Origin of the sequence: Bacillus sp. Root131 (genome assembly GCF_001429475.1) — a bacterium.
Classification (GTDB): Bacteria; Bacillota; Bacilli; order Bacillales; family Bacillaceae_G; genus Bacillus_A; species Bacillus_A thuringiensis_S.
Genome location: NZ_LMJQ01000002.1, coordinates 99,867 through 122,010, shown reverse-complemented (window position 1 = coordinate 122,010; position 22,144 = coordinate 99,867). Strand labels below are relative to the sequence as shown.

Below are 22,144 nucleotides of genomic sequence, written 5' to 3'. Positions count from 1 at the left end.
TACTATTTTGATTTCCCTTTACAATTATGTAAATTTCTCCACTTATTCCGTACAAAATTATGGATATTCTACTTTCAGTATACTCTTTTATCAATATATACTCTAGATTTTATTGTAAAGAAAGCAAAAAGCCTAATCCAATATTTGGATTAGACCGCTTGTAAAATATGTTTAGCATGTTCTACATTTTTCTCAGTAGGTGGTTCTACATTTGCGAGTGGATACTTATGTCCAAGCGCCTCCCATTTATATACACCAAGCTTGTGATATGGTAACACTTCAACTTTTTGAACATTAGACAGACTTTGAATAAAGCTAGATAGTTTTTGTAGATCCTCTTCATTATCCGTAACACCAGGAACTAATACGTGTCGTACCCAAATCGGTTTATCCTTATTCGATAAATAACGAGCGAATTGTAAAATATGTTCATTTGGTTTCCCTGTTAATTTACGATGCTTTTTGGAATCGATATGTTTCAAATCCAATAAAACTAAATCTGTATAATCCATTAAAATATCTAGCTTACTTTGGAATTCTGGTTCCTCAGAATAACAACCACCAGAAGAGTCGATTGTTGTATGGATACCAGCCTCTTTACACTTTTTAAACAACTCAATTAAAAAGTCTAGCTGTAATAATGGCTCTCCACCGCTAACTGTTATACCGCCTCCGGAGGCTTCAATAAATGGAAGGTAACATGTCACATCCTGCATCACTTCTTCAACTGTTATTTCTTTACCTTTACCGATTTCCCAAGTATCAGCATTATGACAATATTGACAACGTAATAAACACCCTTGTGTAAATATGACATAACGAATCCCTGGGCCATCAACAGTACCACAAGACTCTACAGAATGTATTCTTCCTTTTACCATGTTACTTCCTCCTTTATTGAAACAGCCTCCCTTCGCTATATATTAAGAGCGAAGGGACACTTTTTTCATTTACATGCTTTCATGCATTGTACGGTTAATTACATCAATTTGTTGTTCACGAGTTAATTTAATAAAGTTTACAGCGTAACCAGATACGCGAATTGTTAATTGTGGATATTTCTCAGGATGTTCCATTGCATCCATTAATGTTTCACGATTAAATACGTTAATATTTAAGTGATGGCCTTCTTTTACTGCATAGCCATCAAGCATAGATACTAAGTTACGTACTTGTACATCATCTTCTTTACCAAGTGCTTTTGGAATAATAGAGAATGTATTAGAAATACCATCTTGTGCATCTTCATATGGTAATTTAGCTACAGATAATAATGAAGCTAATGCACCTTTTGTATCACGTCCGTGCATTGGATTTGCACCTGGTGCAAATGGTTCTCCAGTACGGCGTCCATCTGGAGTGTTACCAGTTTTCTTACCGTATACAACGTTAGATGTAATAGTTAAAATTGACATTGTATGAACGGAATTACGATATGTTTTATGTTTACGAAGTTTATTCATAAATGTTTTCACGAGATTTACAGCGATTTCATCTACACGATCATCATTGTTACCGTATTTAGGGAAGTCTCCTTCAATTTCGAAGTCCACTGCAATACCGTTTTCATCACGGATTGGTTTTACTTGTGCGTATTTAATTGCACTTAATGAGTCTGCTACTACAGATAGACCCGCGATACCTGTTGCCATTGTACGAAGAACATTCGTATCATGAAGTGCCATTTCAATACGTTCATAGCTATATTTATCATGCATGTAATGGATAACATTTAGTGTGTTTAAATATAGACCCGCTAACCATTCCATTGTCATATCAAACTTATGCATAACTTCTTCGTAATTTAATACTTCAGAAGTAATTGGTGCGTACTCAGGACCAACTTGTGCTTTTGATTTTTCATCTTTACCACCGTTAATCGCATATAATAATGCTTTCGCTAAGTTTGCACGAGCTCCGAAGAACTGCATTTGCTTACCGATTCTCATTGCAGATACACAACAAGCAATTCCGTAATCATCGCCGTAATCAGCACGCATAATGTCATCATTTTCATATTGAATTGCTGATGTTTTGATGGACATTTTCGCACAGTAGTTTTTAAAGTTCTCTGGTAATTGTTTAGACCAAAGAACTGTTAAATTCGGTTCTGGAGCTGGTCCTAAATTATCTAATGTATGCAAGAAACGGAATGAGTTCTTTGTTACTAATGGACGACCATCTAATGCAATACCACCGATAGATTCAGTTACCCAAGTTGGGTCACCAGAGAATAATTCATTATAATCAGGTGTTCTTGCGAATTTCACAAGACGTAATTTCATAATGAAGTGATCTACAATTTCTTGTACTTCTTCTTCTGTTAAAGTACCATTTGCTAAATCTCTTTCAATGTAAATATCTAAGAATGTAGAAGTACGTCCAAGACTCATTGCAGCTCCGTTTTGCTCTTTAATCGCCGCAAGATATGCGAAGTATAACCATTGGAACGCTTCTTGTGCATTTGTTGCTGGTTTAGAAATATCGAAACCATGAGAAGCAGCCATTTGTTTTAGTTCTTGAAGTGCACGCATTTGCTCAGATAATTCTTCGCGTAAACGCATTGTATCTTCGCTCATTACACCGCCAGTTAAATTTAAATCAGCTTTTTTCGCTTCAATTAAATGATCAATACCATATAATGCTACGCGTCGATAGTCACCGATAATGCGTCCACGACCGTATGCATCTGGAAGACCAGTAATAACGCCTGATTTACGTGCATTTCTCATTTCTGGTGTATAGACATCGAATACACCTTGGTTATGAGTTTTTCTCCAATCTCTAAAAATACGACTAAGTTCTTTGTCCATTTCGTATCCATAAGATTCACAAGCTTGCTCCGCCATACGAATACCACCATATGGTTGTAAAGAACGTTTAAATGGTTTATCAGTTTGGAAACCGACTACCTTTTCAATATCTTTATTTAAGTATCCTGGGTCATGTGATGTAATAGAAGAAACAATTTTTGTATCCATATCAAGAACGCCACCGTTTTCACGTTCTTTTGTTGTTAAATCCATTACTTGATCCCAAAGTTGTTTCGTTGCTTCAGTTGCTTCTGCTAAGAAAGATTCGTCTCCTTCGAAAACGTTTACATTATTTAAAATGAAATCGCGAACATCAATCTCTGCTTTCCATTTTTCACCTTTAAAGTTTTCCCATGCGTTTTTAACATTTTCTAATACTTGAGTCATCCTAATCTCCTCCATTTTTGATTAGTACAGGACTAAGATTTTTTATATAACAGCTTACACACTTAGAATACTACTTTTTTAAGAAAGTGAACGAAATAGTTGTGACATGTTTGTGAAAAGTTGAGCAAACCACTATATATATAGTGGTAACTTCATTTAAAAGTCTTTAAAATTAACCCTTTCCTTAATTGTATTTTTTTGGTATTCTTATATACGAGTCCTATTTTGTAATATAAGAACAATACCCATTGTAGAGCTGTAATACTCTTATCTCCTAATCTGTTATAGTTTTTATAACAGAACAAAAAAGTGTACACATGTTGTACACTTTTTTGTTACTTCTATAAAACATCTCTTTTTCTATTGCCATCATAGAATCCGCCACGATTTTCTGTTAATGCAATTATTTGCTCTAGTCCCTCTATATGATCACCTATAATTCGAAGTACAGCTGGAGGATGACCTATTTTTGCAAAATGTTCACTGGGACGAATACGGTTCATCTTATCAACCTCAACACGATATACACACGCAATTTCAAATCCAGAAAGAAGAGCCTTCACTTGTGCTACACAAGGTGACAATAAAGATTTATACCCAATTGCTTTCAAACACTTGTGGCTAAATGCATTAGGTACCGCAATAAGTGATCCTACCCCTAAATCCTTTCTATCACAAGCTAAATTTAGTGCATACTTAAACGCAGTTACAAGATGAAGTGGTACTCTTAGATCTAAATAATGATTTAAATCATTTAATGCGACGTCCTTTCCATCTGCAATAGCTTTTGCAAAAGGATATAGCTCCCTAGCTGGAATAACAAAATCACCATCTATAAATAACACAATTTCTCCTTTTGCAAAATAAGTTCCAAGTGAACGCCCTACATCGTTTCCAAGGGCTTCTTTATATACAATTGTCGTTGCGCCCTTGTCTTTTGCAATCGTTGCTGTTTTATCTGACGAACCATTTACGACGACGATGATTTCAAAAGGTTCAATTTTACGAAGCTCTTCTATAACGTTTCCAATTGTTTTCTCTTCATCTTGTACAGGAATAACAACCGATAGTTGCTTTCCTTTATACAAATTGGATGTAACGCCCCATCCTTGATAAAAATCTTCGAAATTTAAAGTATGATAGACGCTATTCCTTTTCCTATTTCCATCATAATATCCCCCGCGTGTATCACTGCTTACTATCCGTTCCGCAACAGCTTCTATATGATCACCTATCATTCTTCTTTCAGATTGAGAAAGGCTCGTGCCATATGCAGCATGTTCAACCGGTCGAAATTTATTCGGCGTAATAACATCAATAGCACAATGACGGCTAATTCTCCATTTACTTTGTGCTATACGTAAATGAGCTACAATAGGATTAACTAAACATTCGTATCCAATACTCTGGACGACTTCTTTCGTCAACGCATGAGGTACAGATAATAAAGAATCTATTTTTAATTCTTCACGCTCTAACATTGCATTTAATATTTGACGCCACACTGTAACAGAATGGGGTTTTTGTTTCTTTAAAAACAATGCGTCCAAATTATTTAAAACGATGTCAGTCTGATCATGTAAAATCGGATTAAGAAACAATTGTAATTTTGAAGTTGGAATAGCAAAGTCCCCATCTATAAATAGTAATACATCACCTATCGCATATTTTGCGCCAACTGCACGTCCAACATCGTTTCCTAATAGTTCTGTATGCCTGATTACTTTACATCCTAACCGATTAGCAACCTCTTCTGTACCATCATTACAACCATTTGCTATTACAATAATCTCTACTGGATTTAACGGTTTTACCGATTGAATAACGTCTGAAATTGTATCCACTTCATTACTTGCAGGAATAATAACTGATAGCGACTTAGCCATTGTTTTCTTCATGAAACCACTTAATAGTTTCTTTCAATCCTTGTTCCCACGTTACTGTCGCTTGAAATTGAACAAGCTCTCTTAACTTCGTTACGTTCGGCCTTCTATTTGGAATTTCTTCAAAGCCATGTGGATATACTTCCTCAAAAGGAACTTGTATAATTTTTGAAGAAGATTTCGTTAGTTTTTTAATTGTTTCTGCTACTTCTTTTATACTCTTTTCGTTCTCGGAACCTATATTAATAATCTCACCATTTACCTTCTCATCCATTGCTCGAATCGTTGCCTCTACCGCATCACTTACATACGTAAAGCAACGTGTCTGCTTTCCATCTCCATATACGAGAATATCTTCTCCTTGCAGGGCCGCACTGATAAATCGCGGGATTACCCCTGCATACGGACCATCTTTCGCTCTTGGACCATAAATATTAAAATAACGAACAATTGTTACCGGTAAACCTTCTAATGCGTAGCCTAAACATAATGTTTCTTCTAATGTTTTACACACTGCATAACTCCAACGTATTTTAGAAGTTGCCCCGTACAATCGGTCCCCTTCTTCTGAGAAAGGCGGTTTGCCCTTGCCATATACTTCGGAAGTAGATGCAAAAACTACTTTCTTCTTTCCTTTTAATGCTGCTTGTAAAATGTTTCTCGTTCCATCAAAATTCGTTTCAATGAGCTCTATACTTTTTTCCATTGTCGTTTTAACACCTAAAATTGCTGCTAAATGAAACACTACATCATGTTGATTTACTAACTCATAAATAGAATTTTTGTCTAAAACACTTATTGGAATAACCCGCATCTCTCTCATTAGCTCATTATGATACTTATTTTTCCCTTTATAGAAGTTATCCACAATCGTGACTTCATAACCCCTTCTCACCAACTCTTCAGCTAAATGAGATCCAATAAATCCGGCCCCACCTGTAATTAAACATTTCTTACTCATACACTCACCTTCTTTATAATTCCCCTTGTATCTATTACTCGGTTCATTCCTTTAAAAAGCTTCCAATCGATATTAGAATGATCAGTTAAAATTAAAATACAACCTGCCTCTTTAACTGTTTGTTCATCCAAGGCAACGGATTGATACACCTTATCTCCAATTTCTGCAGAAGAAATATATGAATCATGGTATTTTATCTTGTATCCTTCTTTTATTAGTAATTGAATAATTGGCAAAGCCGGTGATTCCCTCAAATCATTTACATCTTTCTTATACGCGATTCCTACAATTAAAACTAGTCCGGGTGATTGCACCATGCCCTTTACTTTCCGGACAATTTTCTCTGGCATTTCTTCATTAATTACATGTGCCGCCTCAATTAATTGACTAATTGCCCCATTCTTTTTTATTCTCCATTGAAAATATAAAGGATCTACGGGAATACAGTGCCCCCCTATCCCTGGTCCTGGCCAATACGGAGTAAATCCAAACGGTTTTGTAGATGCCGCTTCAATAACCTCATAAAAATCAATCCCTAAACTTTCACATAGTGTGTTTAACTCATTTACTAAAGAAATGTTAACTAAGCGCTGAATATTTTCAAATAGCTTACACATCTCTGCTACTTTCGGAGAGCTAACAGGTACAACTAAGTCAAAAATGCTACTATATAAATCCTGTACTTTTTGTTTGCACTTTTCTGTTTGTCCACTAATAACTTTTGGAATAGCTTGAACTGAATATTGACTATTTGCTGGATCAATTCTCTCAGGAGAATATCCAATATAGAAATCTTCTCCTACCTTTTTGCCGGCTTGAGAAATAATAGGAATAATAACTTCCTCAAGTGTGCCTGGGTATGTGGAACTTTCAAAAATGAAGGTTTGTCCTTTTTGGAGATTTTGTTGTATATAATGCGAAGCTGAAATGAGGGCACTTAAATCTGGTTCTCTTCGTTCATTAATTGGAGTTGGAACAGTAACAATAACATAATCACTATTTTGGAAATCAGTAATACCTTTATCTGGTGTATTTACTATTAATTTATTTTTAGTCAATAAACTTTGTAACACTTTAGAAGAAACATCTGGAATATAACTTTCTCCTTTTATAATCGATTCTATTTTTCTAGTATCTTTATCTAATCCTAGTACGGTATATCCTCTTTCTGCAAAATGGACTGCTAAAGGAAGACCAACATACCCTAATCCAATAATAGCTACTTTACTACTAGCATTCATCTGTATTCTTTTCTTCCTTTCTCAATTGTTGAATAATGTCTCTATCGCGATCTCCATCCGTAAAACTCCCACGTTCGTCTGTATATTGTAATAGATAAGCAATCGCCTCAAGTTGATCACCGAAAATACGGTCAAATGCCGGAATACGTCCATTTACAAACCCATGTTGCTCCGGGCGTACCCGATTGGTTTTTATAACATCTACAAATTCTACTGCTGTAATAGAAAAAACCTCCAAAATAGCTTTCATTTGGGCTAATGGCGGAATAACAAGCGAGTCATATCCTATTTTCTCTATTACCCTTTTATGCATAGCATGTGGTACTGCCGTTAATGAGTTATTCCATAAATCCGGTCTTTTCGCTACTAAATTCACAAAATATTTCCCCATACTAATTGGATCTGCAGGATGAAACATATCTAATAAGCATTGTAAATCATTTAAAACCACGTCACTTCCATCTTCAACAGCTTGCAAAAATGGAGTGAGTTTTTTTGCTGGAATAACAAAATCACCATCAACGAATAAACAAATATCTGCCGTAGCATGCATGGCACCTATCGCTCGTGCTACATTATGTCCAAGCGCCTTCGTAAATTCAACAACAATAACATTTTCTAGCTTTGCGTGTTTAACAGTCTCAAAATCTGCGCCATTCGCGACAACAATAATTTCATCTACCCCTGCTTTTTTCACTTCTTGTATAACAGATCTTATCGTCATTTTTTCTTCTGACACTGGTATAATCGCACTATATTTCGCTTTTTCCTTCTTTAATACAACGGGTTTATAGTTCCCTATAAACTCTCTATCCCTGTTTCCCTCCGAAAAACCGCCGCGTTTACCATATGTTTCGATTACGTATTGTAAAGCACGTAAATGATCACCCATAATACGGCTAGTCGCTTTCGGATAAGGAGAACCAGGTGATGTTCCCGTATGCACAGGACGAACCTTATTTGTGTGAATTACATCGACCGAAGCCGTATCAACAATATCTACTCCTCTAGACATCGCCATCGCTTGAAATAGTGCTGGATCTGCTAAATTCCACCACCCAAGTTTCTCGATAACTTTCCTGTTCATCGCATGTGGAATTGCGATTAAAGATCCAACAACAAGCTCCTTTTTATTCAAATAACGATTCAACATGAACTTTCCAACTGTCGTATAATGTGGTCTCATCTTTAAATAAACCGACCATGTTAAATTATTCACAACAATTTGATGCCCTTGTTGAATCCCTTTCACGAAACGTTGTAACTCTTTACTATCAATAACAATATCACCATCTAAAAACAAGACAATTTCACCTTTTGCTTCTCTAGCTCCAATAGCCCGTCCAACATCATTGCCAAGAGAATGTTTATAATAAATCATGTGACAATGATGTTGTAACGCTATTTCTTTCGTCCCATCTGTTGACCCATTATCTACCACGATAATTTCGTAAGGCTCGAGCTTCTCCACTTCTACTAAAACTTGCGATAAAGTACTCGCTTCATTGTGCGCTGGAATAACAACTGATACTCTCATACTTGTATCACGCTTACCCTTCCAATCGAACATAAGCAATAATAGGAGTACGCACAATTACATCTTCCGGTGGTCCATAAGAAGGAGAAGTACGCACAATTATCGCCCCATCTGTCACAGATAAAAGAATGCCTGTAACAATTTCTACAGCTGTCACAACTTGCACTAGCTCACCAACATGGTTACGTAATTCATCAGTAAATAACATATATAACTCTCCTTTCTTACACTTCTTTAATTGATATAATGCTTGTAAATGGTAATAAAACTTCAGTTCCTATTCCTTCTTGCAATGTTAAGAAATCATCACCAACTGCTACAATAACGCCTGTTAATTGTCCAACCGTCACCGTAATTTCTACGTTTTTACCTAAATACTGCTTTGCAATTTCTTTAAAAGGTGATGTATTGCATTCTTTTAAAATATTACAAATAATAGATTGAAATTGACTTGATTTTATAAATTCTTCCGTAGCTTGCTTAGAGTTTCTTTGAATAAACCTTGCAAAGTTTTGCGAAAATAAAAGTCGTTCCACAGCAGGCAATAATTTGTCATCTAAAAAATAGCCTAATTGTCTATTAAATAATCTTGATAACTTATGCCAATATTTTCCGAACAGACACATACACTTCTCCTCCTATTATTTTTAGATTACAAAATTTTACATCCATACATCTTAATGTATACAAAACAGATATTTTTGTGATAGGTAAGACATACATTTTCTAAAAGAAATATTTGTTTAAGGGCATAAAAAAAACTATCCAAAAGGATAGTTTCTTACACTTCAATATTCCGCAACATTGTATAAATGTCGTTATTCACTTTACCAAACGATTTAATGTTGTTTTGGATGTTAGATAATAAAACGACATACACACTTCCGCTTTTACTAAATCCATTTAAGCAATTCCATCCTGGCATTACACCGTGATTCGAATAACTTCCTGGGTCTACGTACCATCCAAATCCGTAATCTTTTTTTCCGCCTGTAAACATTTGATCATAGCTCTCTTTTGAAATTAACTTTCCAGAGAAGAGTGCTTCGTTAAATAAATATAAATCATGTGCACTCGTATATATATCACCACAACCATATAGTTGTGACATGCTCGGAATATTAGGTGTTGTCATATTGTTATTTACTATTTTATAACCCGTTGATGGGAATCTTGTTTGTTCTAATTCTGTGCCAAAACCAGAATGTTTCATACCCACAGTAGCAAAAATATGTTGTTTAATATATTCTTCGAGCGGCTGTCCACTTACCTTCTCGGCAATGTATGCAAGTATAGAGTAGTTCGAATCGGAATACTTCCACTTCTCTCCTGGACCACCAATACGCTTTTGATTTCCTATTCGCTTTATCAGTTCTTCATGAGAAATATCTTCTTTTCCCTGCTCATATTCTGGAATCCCTGATGTATGTGTTAATAGATGTTTTAGCTGAATACTATTACCTTGTGGAAAATCTGGAATATACTTCGCAACAGTATCTTCTACTTGTAATTTTTTTTGATCTTTCAACTGCATAATAGCGGTTGCTACAAACGCCTTTGAAATAGAACCAATATAAAAAGTCGTCTCTGAATTATTGGGTACTTGCTGCTCTTTATTTGCCATACCGTACCCTTTATTCAGAAGAACTTTTCCGTTCTTCACAATAACAGCTGTCCCGCTAAATCCTGCGTTTTGTAAATACTGGTCCAATTGAGCGTTTTCATTAATTTCTTGAGGTGGTCCTTCAGTAGGCTGTTCCGCAGCTTGCGCTTGCTTCACTTGTTCTTCCTGCTCTTTTTGTTTTTGTTCTTCTTGCTTCTTTTTTTCTTCTTCTTTCTTTTTTAGCTCTTCTTGTTTCTTCATTTCTGCTGCCGCTTTTAAAGTTTCTTCTTTCTTATTATGCTCAACAATTTTTGTATACATGAAATATACAAGTGATAATAGTAAGACGAGAATGATTGTCCTTTTTATGTATACAATCGGCCGATGTGCTTTCCCATTCGCATTATTTTTTTCCTGATCCATAATTGCTTTTTTCCCCTTACTCACCAATAATTTAATTCCTCTACTAAAGATTTATTTTAGTAGATTATGGATAATCCATTCTATATCATCCCTACTTTATCACGCACTGCAGATATTACCAACCCATATGTACAAAAAAGAAAAAGAAAATTTACAAAAGTAAGATTCCCTTTAAATTATAAAAAAAAAAAGAGGATATCCTGTAAAAAATTGATGTTATCAATCTTTTTGGACATCCTCTTATCTCATTATTTATACGTGTTTTTTCATATCATCGGCAACAGATTCAACATTTGTACCTACGATAACTTGTACACTTGTGTCACTTAATTTCATAACGCCTTTTGCACCGGCACGTTTTAATGCTGCTTCGTTTACTTGACTAGCATCTTTTACTTGTAAGCGTAGACGTGTTGCACAGTTATCAATAACTGTTAAGTTTTCTTTTCCACCTAGAGCTGCTACGTAAGTTTCACCAATTGAACCTGCAACTGGTGCATCCACATCTTCAACTAACTCATCGTCATCTTCACGACCTGGAGTTTTTAAGTTGAACTTCTTAATTAAGAAGTAGAATACTGCAAAGTAAATTGCTGCATAAATTAAACCGATACCTGCTAATAATACAGGTTTTGTTGCAATACCAAAGTTAATAACATAATCAATAGCACCTGCGCTAAATGTGAAACCATCACGAATGCCAAGTGATGTTGTTATGAATAAAGAAAGACCTGTTAATACTGCATGCACACCATATAATACTGGTGATAAGAACATGAATGAGAATTCGATTGGCTCTGTAATACCAGTTAAGAATGAAGTTAATGCTAAACCAGCTAACATACCAGTAACTGCTTTGCGTTTTTCTGGTTTAGCAGCCGCAATCATTGCGAAACACGCTGCTGGTAAACCAAACATCATAACTGGGAAGAAACCAGTCATAAACATACCTGCTGATCGATCTTTTGCAAAGAAACGAGCAATATCACCATGAACAAGATCACCAGCTGCATTTGTAAAGTCACCAAGTACAAACCAGAAATAAGTGTTCATTACGTGATGTAAACCGATTGGAATTAATAAACGGTTTAATAATCCGAATAACCCTGCACCGATTGAACCTAGGTTTACAATACCGTGTGACACTGCATCAATACCAGTTTGGATTGTTGGCCAAATTTGACCAAATAATAATCCTAAAAGAAGCATTACAATAGACGTAATGATCGGTACGAAACGTTTTCCAGCGAAGAATCCTAACCATTCTGGTAGTTTAATCTTATGGAATTTGTTGTATAGTAATCCAGCGATAACCCCGGCAATAATACCACCGAGTATAGCCATATTTATTTTTGGTGTCAAAGCTGCTGCTTTAGAAACTTTATTCATCGTATCTGCTAATTTAGTTGGATCTACTGAACCGACTAAATCTTGAACACTTTTTAATTTATCATTTAATTCTGCTGTTGAGTAAGTAACACTTAAAGCATTAGTTGTATTCTTCATAACTAAATAACCAATTGCACCTGCAAGACCAGCTGCACCACTACCGTCAACAGATAAGCCGATTGCAACACCAATTGCAAAAATAAGTGCTAAATTATCAAAAATTGCTGCACCGGCCTGTGCCATAACAGGAATGTTTAATACGTCTTCTTGTCCTAGACGAAGCAATAATCCTGCTGCTGGTAGTACTGCGATCGGAAGCATTAAAGCTTTACCAATACGTTGTAAAAACTGCAACATTTTAATTCCCCCTAATTCAATTTATGAAATCGTTATCATTATAAGTACGCCTTAGAAAACGCTTTCTATTTACATAACCATAATAACATATAGTTGTATAGATGTGTAGTTTTTATTTTTGGATTTTTTATGGATAAATCTCCTATTTCCAAACTGTTATATAAAAGGGAAATTCTCCTTTTTTAATACAGAGGACGCGAAACGAACGACCTGCTATAGAACATGTAACTTTCGTTTTATCATTCCACTTTTTCATGTTATTATTTATTTCCGAGCATATCGGGAAAAGTAAACTTAGTTAATTCGAAATAGGAGCGTTGGTACTATGCAGTGCATTGAAACAAACAACTTACAACAGTTGTTAGAACAAGTAAAACCATATACAAAAAAAGGAAAACTTGCTACTTATATCCCCGAACTAGGAAATGCAAATCCAGACGATTTAGGGATTGCCATTTTCCATAAAGAATCAGAATATATCCATGCAGGCAACTCACAAACACTATTTACTCTTCAAAGTATTTCCAAAGTAATTACACTTGCCCTTGCCCTTTTAGACCGTGGCGAAGAATATGTATTTTCTAAAGTTGGAATGGAACCAACGGGTGACCCATTTAATTCTATTATTAAGTTAGAAACGACAAGTCCGTCCAAACCCCTTAATCCAATGATTAATGCAGGAGCATTAGCTATTACAAGCATGTTAGCAGGAAAAGATAACGAGGAAAAAACGGAGCGTATCCTTCATTTTGTACGTGAAATAACAGATAATCCTACTATTAATTATTCTTCTAAAGTTGCCAATTCAGAATTAGAGACAGCTTACTTAAATCGTTCACTTTGTTACTATATGAAACAAAACGGAATTATCGATTGTGACATCGAAGAACTTATGGATTTATACACTCGTCAATGTGCAGTTGAAGTAAACTGTATTGATTTAGCACGTATTGGCTTAATTTTTGCAATGGATGGATATGATCCATATAAAAAGAAACAGATTATCCCTAAACATATTACAAAAATTTGCAAAACATTTATGGTCACATGTGGTATGTATAACGAATCTGGTGAATTTGCAATCCGTGTTGGTATCCCTGCAAAAAGTGGTGTAGCCGGTGGCATTTTCGGCTGCGTAAAAGGTGAAATGGGAATCGGTATTTTCGGGCCAGCTTTAGATGCAAACGGAAATAGTATCGCTGGTTTTAAAATTCTTGAACTTCTTTCTGCTCAAGAAGGCTGGAGTATTTTTTAATGGAAAGTTATCCTGCTAGTATAGCGGGATTTTTTTATTTGATCTGTTATCAATATCCATACAAAAACGGTATTGAAAGTTTCTCTTTATTATGCATATTTGCTCCCCCCTCCCGAATAATATAGTACAACCTAGCGCTATATGTGGAGGTGTGAAAGATGAAACTAATATTTCAAATGGGAAAACAACCTGTTCTTGAAAAAACAATTCTTCTTTTTATATTGAGTATTGTAGAAAGCTTAAAGCTAAAAGTTGTTTCACTCGACGAAGCTCACCGATACATATTCAATTTAGAAGTACTTGAACTATTAATGGACCGGAACATCGATGATCAAGTACTTGAACTTATTCATTTCGGAATGGGACTTGAAGACATTCACCATGTGCTTCCTGAAGAACTTGAGCATACGATCGAAGAATTAAAGTGGCTTTGCATTCAAGTATTAAGTGAGTACAGTATGCATGAAGAATCCGAACAATTAATTGAAGATATACGGTAAAAAAAGCACCTATGTAGGTGCTTTTAATGTTTTTTTAAACTATTTTTATACGCCTCAATATTTACTGGTAGCTCTTCCTCTTCCAAAGTATGTTCATTTACATCTTTATGAATGAACGCACCTTTAGGTGGTTGATGATCATGCCCTTTTTTCTTATGATCAAATGCTTTCCCGCGTCCCATACAAATCCCCCTTTCTTAAAAGAAATCCGTATTAGTATGGAGAAAAGTACGTCGATATATGCAATCCCTTGCTGTATTTCCAAGGAAATACTCGAACCTTGTTTTCTACTCTCCTTACAACAACTGATCGATCCCAATAAGAATTAATAACACTCCTGCAATAACCGTCGCCCATTTCCCTAAGTATTCTGCTAAATATCGTTTTCCTACATACCCAAAACCACTTATGCAAATAAAACTAAACACCCCAGAAATAGTCGCTGTAAGCCAAAGGTTTAAATTTGTTACTCCAGCATCGAACCCACCTGCGATATTATTAATAGACAATGCAACCCCTAAAACAAGTGCTTCAGAAAAACTAATTGTTTTAGATCCATCGAAATCTGCTTTTTCTGGATCACGTAAAATTCCCATAAGTACATTATCATCTTTAGAACCTGCTGTATTTTTTTGACTCAAGAAAGGCTGGCATAAAATAAACACCCCGATTATCCCTAAAACGATTGCTCCAATCAAGTTTGCTGTAAACTCTGAAATAAATAACGCAATCCAGTTCCCAAAAAATCCCGCTAATAAAGTAAATAAAAATCCAAAGAATGCGATGATAAAATTGTTAAACCACGAAATACGAATTTTACGAATGCCATACGCAATTCCAACACCTGCATTATCTAAATTAGAAGCGATCCCGATTAAAAAAATTGAAAATAAGCCTGCCGTACTCATAAATAGTCACCCCTTTTTCTCACTTTTCAATGCATATTATGAAAATGTTGAGCAACTGTGCCTGTCTGTTTCATATACTTGTAATAAATGCTCAACATTTTTTCAACACTAAAAAAGGAGTGCCTACACTATGGCTAATGAAAACCCGAATGATCGGCTTGGTAAATTAATAAAAAAACTTTTAAAAGAACGCGCCCTATCTATGCGCCAACTAGGAATACTTACAAATATTGATCCTGCAACGGTCTCAAGAATTATTAATGGCAAACAACCGCCGAAACAAAAACATCTACAAAAATTTGCAGAATGTCTTCAAGTTCCACCCCAATTGTTATTTGATGAAATGTACCCTGATTCTCCTCACATAAATAAAGAAAAAACGGATATGTACACATCTCTTGATACCATTCAGCAAACTTTACAATCCTCTAACTTATTCGATTTCGATTACACTACAACTCGCGTAAAACAAGAACTCGAAAATTACGAACGCTATGCCCAGACAACAGAAGGCGAAAATCGTATTCGTGACAGTTTCGCAAGCAAATTAGAGCAAATTGATAGTGCTGGTCCTTTTATTGAACAATTAACAGATATGTATCAACAATTTTGCAATGAAACCATTTCAAAAGAAGAACGTGCAGTTCTTGGGAGCGCATTACTTTATTTCATTTTATCGACAGATATTATTCCCGACTATCTCTTTCCAATTGGCTATTTAGATGATGCGATTGCCGTTGAATTAGCAAAAGAGAAATTACTTGAAATGAAACGAAAGACATAGCAAAATAAAGAACTATTTCAGTTGTTTCTATTTAACTCTGAAATAGTTCACTAAAAAATAGTACAAGTATACATACCTGTACTATTTCAACATACTAATCTATTTTTTCATATGACACCATTCATATATAAATGCTGTTATTACTTTTGTAAATTCAATTAACTGCTCTACTTCTACTTTCTCATTTATTGAATGAGCTTCCTCTAATGTGCCTGGTCCGTAAATAACAGCCGGAATATGAAATTCACTAAACCAACCACCATCCGTTACCGTTGCAGACATATCTAAAATTGCGTTTTTAGAAAGAATTGATTCATGTACTGAGCTAAGCGTTTTTACAGCTGTATGTTCACTATCTATTTCTAAAGAAGGAAAAATTTCACCACGATCTACAATCATTGATTCTCCGCCCCACTTAAATTGTGGCGGATTTTCACTTAACCATGGATCGGCAGCTGCCACCTTTCCAATATACTCTTCAATTTCGTTTATTATTTGTTCATGTGTTTCATTCGGATAGAAGTGCACTGTTATCCACAATCGGCACTCATCCGCAATGAACGCCGCATGCCTTCCTCCCTCAATAACAGCTGGATTAATTGTTGTTGTTCCAGATGGATAGCCTTCATATGTTTTCATGACTGCCCAGTGGCGCTCTAATTCTTGTAAGCTTTGCACAATTTTCATCATTTTTTCAATCGCACTCGCTCCAAATAAACGTCCTCCAGCATGGATCATTTGTCTACGCGTTGCATCATGAAACGTTTGCGGACTTTTCACTGTAATCCATCCAGTAATGACACCGCCTTGCCCTTGCATATGTAAATCACTCGTATCCACTACGACTGCAAAATCAGCATCGTAACCCCTTTTGCAGCATTGAAGTGTACCTGCTTCTCCAACTTCTTCTCCAATTACTGATTGAAAAGTTAAATCTCCAGGTAATTCAATACCAGCTTCTTGTAAAAGTTGAATGGCAAATAGCGCTCCAGCCAACCCACCTTTCATATCTGCTGCGCCACGTCCAACTAACCAGCCATCTTTTATAAATGGATTAAATGGATTTGTTTCCCACGCCTCATCTGCTGAAACTTCAGCTACATCCATATGCCCATTAATAATAAGACTTTTATATGAGTCACTTTTTATTCCTTTTTTTACTCCAACAACGTTCGGATCATTCCGATATACATCCCATTTATCAATACTAAAATTTCGTTTTCTTAAAAACTCTGCAATAAATTCTTGCGCTTCATTTGTATTTCTCGCTGGTGGTGCTGGTGTTTCAAAACGAATTAAAGTTTTTGTAAGTTCTAGTAATTCCTCTTTCCTTGAATCTATTTGTTTTAACAACTGCAAAACTTCTGGATTCATCGCTAATTCCCCTTTGCATACATAGTATGTTTCCAGCTTTATTTTCACAAAAAAAGAGACTGTTTACAATTTTACAGTCTCCTAATTAATCACTATTATAAATTCTCTACTTCCGTTGTATTTGTCTTTTCAATATGCTCCACATTACTTCCCTTATTTCTTGTAGCACGATAAAACAGTAAACAAACAATCATAAATGGAATACCACAATACAATGCCATTCTTTGTTCTGGAATAAAGGCCATGCCAACGATTACTGTTAAATTTAATACTAACGCAAGAAGTGGTACAAATGGATACAATGGTGTTTTAAATTTCAAGTCCTTAACATCCCCGCCCCGCTTCATGTATGACCTTCTAGCTAATAAATTTGATAAAGCAATAGATGCCCAAACTAGTATCGCTCCGAACCCAGCGATAGAAAGCAGCCATAAATAAACTGTATCTTCCGCATAAATACCTGATAGTAGTGAGAGACACCCTACAATTGTGCTTACGATTAATGCATAAATAGGAACACCGTTTTTAGATAACTTGCCAAAAATTGGACTAATCATTCCTTGATTAGACATAGACCATAGCATACGCGAAGTTGCATATAATCCTGAATTCGCAACGGATAGTACTGCTGTAATAATAACGAAATTTATAATATCTGCTGCATAAGGAATACCAATTTTATCAAATACAACTACGAATGGACTTTCTATTACTCCTGCTTGCTGCCAAGGGAATAGTCCAGCAAGAATAAAAATAGATAGTACAAAGAAAACAAGTATACGCCAAACTGTATTGTTAATTGCCTTCGGGATCGTTTTCTCTGGATTTTCACTCTCACCTGCTGCAATACCAACTAATTCTGTTCCTTGGAAAGAAAAATTAACTGCAATCATTGTAATTAAAATGGCTGATAATCCATTTGGAAACAATCCACCATAATCAGTAAAGCTAGAGAACATTGGCGCTGGTTCATTTCCTTTCATATCTAGAAAACCAAACATTGCTGCCCCGCCCAAAATAATAAATGCAATAATTGTAATTACTTTAATACTTGCAAACCAAAATTCCACTTCCGCAAAACTTCTTGAAGATAACGCATTAATAGCAAAGAGCAGTACTGCGAACACTACACACCAAATCCATGACGGTACATCGGGAAACCAGCGTTTCATCAAAATACTAACTGCAATTAATTCAATGCCTATCGTAGCAGACCAGTTTAACCACGACATCCATCCCACTACATAACCCGCTGCAGGGGAAATGTGCTTTGTCGCATACGTTTGATAAGACCCTGCGTCAGGCATCGCAACAGCTAATTCTCCTAAACAGAGCATCGTTAAATACATTACAAATCCACCGACAAGATACGCTACAATTGCTCCTCCAGGTCCAGCTTCATGAATCGTATAACCTGACCCTAAAAAAAGTCCTGTACCAATAACTCCACCGAGTGCAATCATAAATATGTGCCTGCTTTTCAATTCTCTTTTTAATCCTTGGTTTTGATCCATCATATAAATCCCCCTTTTCACTTTGCCAACCCATTTAATGTAAGCGTTTTTAAAATTATTCACCGTAAAAATAATGAGTTAAAAGAGCAAAATTACACGTCACTTACATTAATCACTGCCTGTTACTAAAAGGTCATCCCTTACTGTTATTAATAACTTTTGATCAGCAATAGCTTGTCCTTCTACTACTTCTAATGATTCAATATAACCACTGATCCCTATCTTAATTTCTACTTTCTGTTTATCTATTGTTTCAATTAACGCTAATTTCTCCCACTCGTATACGTAAGAACTTTCCGTAACAAATAACTTCTCTACTTTTCCATAACAAGGACTATACACACCTTCTATAACTGTCTTCACTTTATAAATTCCCCCTCTTATTAATTGACACCGCAACGTTGTATATCCTATAAAAATTCATATTCTCCCCTCTAGAGATTTCGAATATTATTTATGCAAAATACGTACCAAGTCTCTGATTCATATATTAAATGAGAGTTTCACACAAAAAAGCGTGCACAACCGCAAAATTTTTCTATCATTTGAGAAGTTTTAAAAGGAAAATAGCAAAAAAATTTTGCGGTTTTATAAGAATTTTAATAAAATTATAAAAAGTCAGTCTTCATAGGGTGAAATGAGGAGAAGATAATCTATGCGTACAGAAGACATTAATTTTAAACAGATCATTGAAATGAATATGCTATATGAAACTTTACTCAATGAACTCGATATCGGGATTCATATTATTAATGAGGAAAGTAAAACGATTGTCTATAACCGCAAAATGATGGAAATTGAATCAATGGATCGCTTAGATGTGCTATATAAAAGTCCTTTAGAGGTATTTGCATTTGAAGAAAATAAAAATAGTACTCTTATAGAGGCATTAAAATTTGGAAAAACAAAGAAAAATATAAAACAAACGTATTTTAACAATAAAGGACAAGAAATTACAACGATTAACGATACTTTCCCTATAATAGAAAATGGAAAAATTAAAGGTGCCATTGAAATATCAAAAGAGATCAGTCACTTAAAGCAAACAATAAGAATAGGCCCTTCTCGAAAACAAAGCACTAAATTTACCTTTGATCACATAATTGGTGATTCTGAAGCAATTCAATCCATCATTACAGAAGGAAAAAGAGTAATTCGTACATCTTCCTCCATACTTCTCGTAGGAGAAACAGGTACTGGTAAGGAACTATTTGCACAAAGCATCCATAATGAAAGTCAGCGTTCAACAAAACCTTTTATTTCACAAAACTGTGCCGCTATACCTGATACCTTAATGGAAAGCCTATTATTTGGTACAAATCGAGGTGCCTTTACAGGAGCAATAGATAAACCAGGTTTATTCGAAGAATCAAACGGAGGAACTTTGTTATTAGATGAAATCAATTCATTAAGCCCAATTCTTCAAGCTAAGTTGCTACGGGCTATACAAGAAAAAACAATAAGAAGAATCGGAGGTACACACGAAAAAGAAATTGATGTTCGTATTATAGCAACTATTAATGAAGATCCCTTCGAAGCCATCGCACATGATCGATTAAGAGAAGACTTATATTACCGATTAAGCGTCGTTACTTTATGTCTTCCGCCTTTACGGGAAAGAAAAGAAGATATTCCAGCTCTTGTTCAGCACTTTATTAAAAAATATAATACTCAATTCGTGCTCAACGTAACCGATGTAGATGTAAATGTAAGTGAATTTTTCTATGCATACGATTGGCCTGGAAACGTACGGGAATTGGAACATATAATTGAAGGTTCCATGAACTTGATAGAAGATGAAACCATCATTACAGCTTTTCATCTTCCTACTCGCTTTCGCGAACAAATAAAAAAAGAATTCAACATGCAGCATACACTAACTAATCACAATACTGATGCACCTAAAACTTTAAAACACACAATAGAAAAAATGGAAAAAAACTACATCAATCAAATTCTTAAAGAGAATCACGGTAACATCTCACAAGCTGCAAAATTTTTAGGATTAAGTAGACAAAATTTACAATATCGAATTAAAAAACTGCATTTACACATATGAAATGAACATTTCTCCAAATGCAAAAAATAATTTGGTAAAACATGTTACAATGAACATATAACATGCTAGAAAGGGGTTATATATATGAGTAATGATAAAAAATTAAAGTTATTACAATACTTATACTTTTTCCCTGCCATGCTCTGTATGATGTTATTCATTAATTCCGATGTAAGCAGCTCTCCTTATGCAAAGCTATTAGGAACAATTTCGGGCTCCTTTGCAGCTATTATGCTTGCTGCTTTTTGGAATTTGAAGCTACATATAAAAAACGAGAAATCTTCGTAATACTAAAAAAATCGAGCTACTTAGCCCGATTTTTTTATTTGCCATTAAAACTCAACATTCTCTAAATACAACCCACTTGCCTCAGCAAGACAATTAATTTGATTGCGCTGCTTTTCTTCTAAAATGTTTGGAATTGCTTCAGCATCTAATTGTCCTAATCCAACTTCAATTAATGCCCCAACAATTTTTCTTACCATGTTATGAAGGAATCCGTTCCCACTTACTCTAATTTGTACAAATCCTGCCTCTTCCATCACATCAAGTGTATATACTTCTCGAACCATAGATTTTTTCTTTGATTTCGCATTTGAAAAAGCAGTAAAGTCATGTGAACCAACTAAATGTTTTGCAGCTGCTTTCATGCTTTTCACATTTAATTTTTTATTCACATGCATGCTGTATTTACGCATAAATGGATTTGTATGCTCTTCATTCCAAATTTTATACAGATATGTTTTTGCTTTAGAATTGTAACGAGCATGGAAACGATCATGTACTTCTTCCACATTCGTAATGCTAATATCATTAGGTAAATATTGATTTAAATATTTTTTCACTTTATGTTCCACTAACTTCTCATCACTTTGAAAGTTAGCAACTTGATTCAAAGCATGTACACCAGCGTCTGTTCTACTACAACCGATAATTTCAATTTCTTTTCCGATCATTTCAGATATGACACTTTCGATTTTTCCTTGAATCGTATTATCGTTATTACCAAGACGTTGCCATCCTTTAAAACGTGCACCATCGTACTGAATCGTTAATTTATAATTATTCATCGTATTCTCCTTGTCTTAATGGGCTAAAAATATAATCCCTCATACAGCTTTTCCATATGAGGGAACTATAACATATTGTTACTTCA

At 35.1% G+C, this 22,144-nt stretch carries 22 protein-coding genes and 1 pseudogene; 5 read left to right on the top strand and 18 right to left on the bottom strand.

Going from position 1 to position 22,144, the window contains the following annotated elements:
• Nucleotides 1-149: 149 nt before the first annotated feature.
• The 12 genes and pseudogenes from pflA to ASE54_RS37555 all read right to left on the bottom strand — a co-directional run bounded on the left by pflA (nt 150) and on the right by ASE54_RS37555 (nt 12,850).
• Nucleotides 150-881: a pyruvate formate-lyase-activating protein gene (gene pflA, locus ASE54_RS14460; RefSeq protein ID WP_000238468.1), complete on the bottom strand. Its 732-nt coding sequence runs from the start codon at nt 879-881 to the stop codon at nt 150-152.
• A gap of 69 nt (nt 882-950) precedes the next feature.
• The gene (pflB, locus tag ASE54_RS14455; RefSeq protein WP_000195470.1) at nt 951-3,200 is read right to left on the bottom strand and encodes a formate C-acetyltransferase; all 2,250 of its coding nucleotides are present in this window, start codon (nt 3,198-3,200) and stop codon (nt 951-953) included.
• A gap of 152 nt (nt 3,201-3,352) precedes the next feature.
• Nucleotides 3,353-3,573, bottom strand: a pseudogene (locus tag ASE54_RS34295) (hypothetical protein).
• Nucleotides 3,542-5,086, bottom strand: coding sequence for a glycosyltransferase (locus ASE54_RS14450; protein ID WP_014895176.1), 1,545 nt, complete (start codon nt 5,084-5,086; stop codon nt 3,542-3,544). The pseudogene ASE54_RS34295 and the gene ASE54_RS14450 overlap by 32 nt, the downstream one beginning before the upstream one ends.
• A complete protein-coding gene (locus ASE54_RS14445; RefSeq protein ID WP_000037052.1) occupies nt 5,079-6,044 on the bottom strand; it encodes an NAD-dependent epimerase/dehydratase family protein in 966 nt (321 codons plus the stop codon). Before ASE54_RS14445 ends, ASE54_RS14450 begins: the two co-directional genes overlap by 8 nt.
• Nucleotides 6,041-7,285, bottom strand: a complete 1,245-nt coding sequence (locus tag ASE54_RS14440) for a nucleotide sugar dehydrogenase (protein WP_000994265.1) — start codon at nt 7,283-7,285, stop codon at nt 6,041-6,043. The genes ASE54_RS14445 and ASE54_RS14440 overlap by 4 nt, the downstream gene beginning before the upstream one ends.
• A complete protein-coding gene (locus ASE54_RS14435; protein WP_003309053.1) occupies nt 7,275-8,822 on the bottom strand; it encodes a glycosyltransferase family 2 protein in 1,548 nt (515 codons plus the stop codon). The genes ASE54_RS14440 and ASE54_RS14435 overlap by 11 nt, the downstream gene beginning before the upstream one ends.
• Nucleotides 8,823-8,835: 13 nt before the next feature.
• The gene (locus tag ASE54_RS14430; RefSeq protein ID WP_000899475.1) at nt 8,836-9,030 is read right to left on the bottom strand and encodes a hypothetical protein; all 195 of its coding nucleotides are present in this window, start codon (nt 9,028-9,030) and stop codon (nt 8,836-8,838) included.
• Nucleotides 9,031-9,046: 16 nt separating this feature from the next.
• The gene (locus ASE54_RS14425) at nt 9,047-9,448 is read right to left on the bottom strand and encodes a hypothetical protein (RefSeq protein ID WP_000335512.1); all 402 of its coding nucleotides are present in this window, start codon (nt 9,446-9,448) and stop codon (nt 9,047-9,049) included.
• 155 nt (nt 9,449-9,603) lie between these two features.
• Nucleotides 9,604-10,848, bottom strand: a complete 1,245-nt coding sequence (locus ASE54_RS14420; RefSeq protein WP_000371815.1) for a serine hydrolase domain-containing protein — start codon at nt 10,846-10,848, stop codon at nt 9,604-9,606.
• 252 nt (nt 10,849-11,100) lie between these two features.
• Complete coding sequence (gene nagE / locus ASE54_RS14415) at nt 11,101-12,594, bottom strand: N-acetylglucosamine-specific PTS transporter subunit IIBC (protein WP_000938889.1); 1,494 nt, start codon at nt 12,592-12,594, stop codon at nt 11,101-11,103.
• Between the two features lie 142 nt (nt 12,595-12,736).
• Nucleotides 12,737-12,850 (bottom strand): transcriptional regulator, encoded by a 114-nt coding sequence (locus ASE54_RS37555; protein ID WP_079245029.1) that lies wholly within the window; start codon nt 12,848-12,850, stop codon nt 12,737-12,739.
• A 69-nt stretch (nt 12,851-12,919) separates the two neighbouring features.
• Between ASE54_RS37555 and glsA the strand changes: the two genes are divergently transcribed.
• Both glsA and ASE54_RS14405 read left to right on the top strand, forming a co-directional pair.
• Nucleotides 12,920-13,849: a glutaminase A gene (glsA, locus tag ASE54_RS14410; RefSeq protein WP_001149847.1), complete on the top strand. Its 930-nt coding sequence runs from the start codon at nt 12,920-12,922 to the stop codon at nt 13,847-13,849.
• Nucleotides 13,850-14,007: 158 nt separating this feature from the next.
• Nucleotides 14,008-14,349 (top strand): DUF3969 family protein, encoded by a 342-nt coding sequence (locus ASE54_RS14405; protein ID WP_000766603.1) that lies wholly within the window; start codon nt 14,008-14,010, stop codon nt 14,347-14,349.
• Nucleotides 14,350-14,372: 23 nt separating this feature from the next.
• Here the strand turns inward: ASE54_RS14405 and ASE54_RS36355 are convergent, their stop codons facing one another.
• Entirely contained in the window at nt 14,373-14,531 is a 159-nt protein-coding gene (locus tag ASE54_RS36355) for a hypothetical protein (RefSeq protein ID WP_000532409.1), read from the bottom strand.
• Between the two features lie 114 nt (nt 14,532-14,645).
• A complete protein-coding gene (gene ytaF / locus ASE54_RS14400; protein WP_000100730.1) occupies nt 14,646-15,257 on the bottom strand; it encodes a sporulation membrane protein YtaF in 612 nt (203 codons plus the stop codon).
• A gap of 130 nt (nt 15,258-15,387) precedes the next feature.
• On the opposite strand from ytaF, the gene ASE54_RS14395 reads away from it, so the two are divergent.
• Nucleotides 15,388-16,041: a DUF1232 domain-containing protein gene (locus ASE54_RS14395; RefSeq protein WP_001262777.1), complete on the top strand. Its 654-nt coding sequence runs from the start codon at nt 15,388-15,390 to the stop codon at nt 16,039-16,041.
• Between the two features lie 99 nt (nt 16,042-16,140).
• Here ASE54_RS14395 and ASE54_RS14390 read toward each other — a convergent pair whose 3' ends face one another.
• The 3 genes from ASE54_RS14390 to ASE54_RS14380 all read right to left on the bottom strand — a co-directional run bounded on the left by ASE54_RS14390 (nt 16,141) and on the right by ASE54_RS14380 (nt 19,292).
• A complete protein-coding gene (locus tag ASE54_RS14390) occupies nt 16,141-17,415 on the bottom strand; it encodes an acetylornithine deacetylase (protein ID WP_001067744.1) in 1,275 nt (424 codons plus the stop codon).
• A 95-nt stretch (nt 17,416-17,510) separates the two neighbouring features.
• Nucleotides 17,511-18,932, bottom strand: a complete 1,422-nt coding sequence (locus ASE54_RS14385; RefSeq protein WP_000969252.1) for an amino acid permease — start codon at nt 18,930-18,932, stop codon at nt 17,511-17,513.
• 105 nt (nt 18,933-19,037) lie between these two features.
• Nucleotides 19,038-19,292 carry a biotin/lipoyl-containing protein gene (locus tag ASE54_RS14380; protein WP_000859489.1) on the bottom strand — a complete coding sequence of 85 codons (255 nt, stop codon included), beginning with the start codon at nt 19,290-19,292 and terminating at the stop codon, nt 19,038-19,040.
• A gap of 292 nt (nt 19,293-19,584) precedes the next feature.
• Here ASE54_RS14380 and ASE54_RS14375 point away from each other — a divergent pair, with 292 nt between their 5' ends.
• Together ASE54_RS14375 and ASE54_RS14370 are read left to right on the top strand one after the other, a co-directional pair.
• A complete protein-coding gene (locus tag ASE54_RS14375) occupies nt 19,585-20,988 on the top strand; it encodes a sigma 54-interacting transcriptional regulator (RefSeq protein WP_001258425.1) in 1,404 nt (467 codons plus the stop codon).
• Between the two features lie 84 nt (nt 20,989-21,072).
• Nucleotides 21,073-21,276 carry a hypothetical protein gene (locus ASE54_RS14370; protein WP_000063865.1) on the top strand — a complete coding sequence of 68 codons (204 nt, stop codon included), beginning with the start codon at nt 21,073-21,075 and terminating at the stop codon, nt 21,274-21,276.
• A gap of 44 nt (nt 21,277-21,320) precedes the next feature.
• Here ASE54_RS14370 and truA read toward each other — a convergent pair whose 3' ends face one another.
• Complete coding sequence (gene truA, locus ASE54_RS14365; RefSeq protein ID WP_001067298.1) at nt 21,321-22,058, bottom strand: tRNA pseudouridine(38-40) synthase TruA; 738 nt, start codon at nt 22,056-22,058, stop codon at nt 21,321-21,323.
• Nucleotides 22,059-22,144 lie beyond the last annotated feature (86 nt).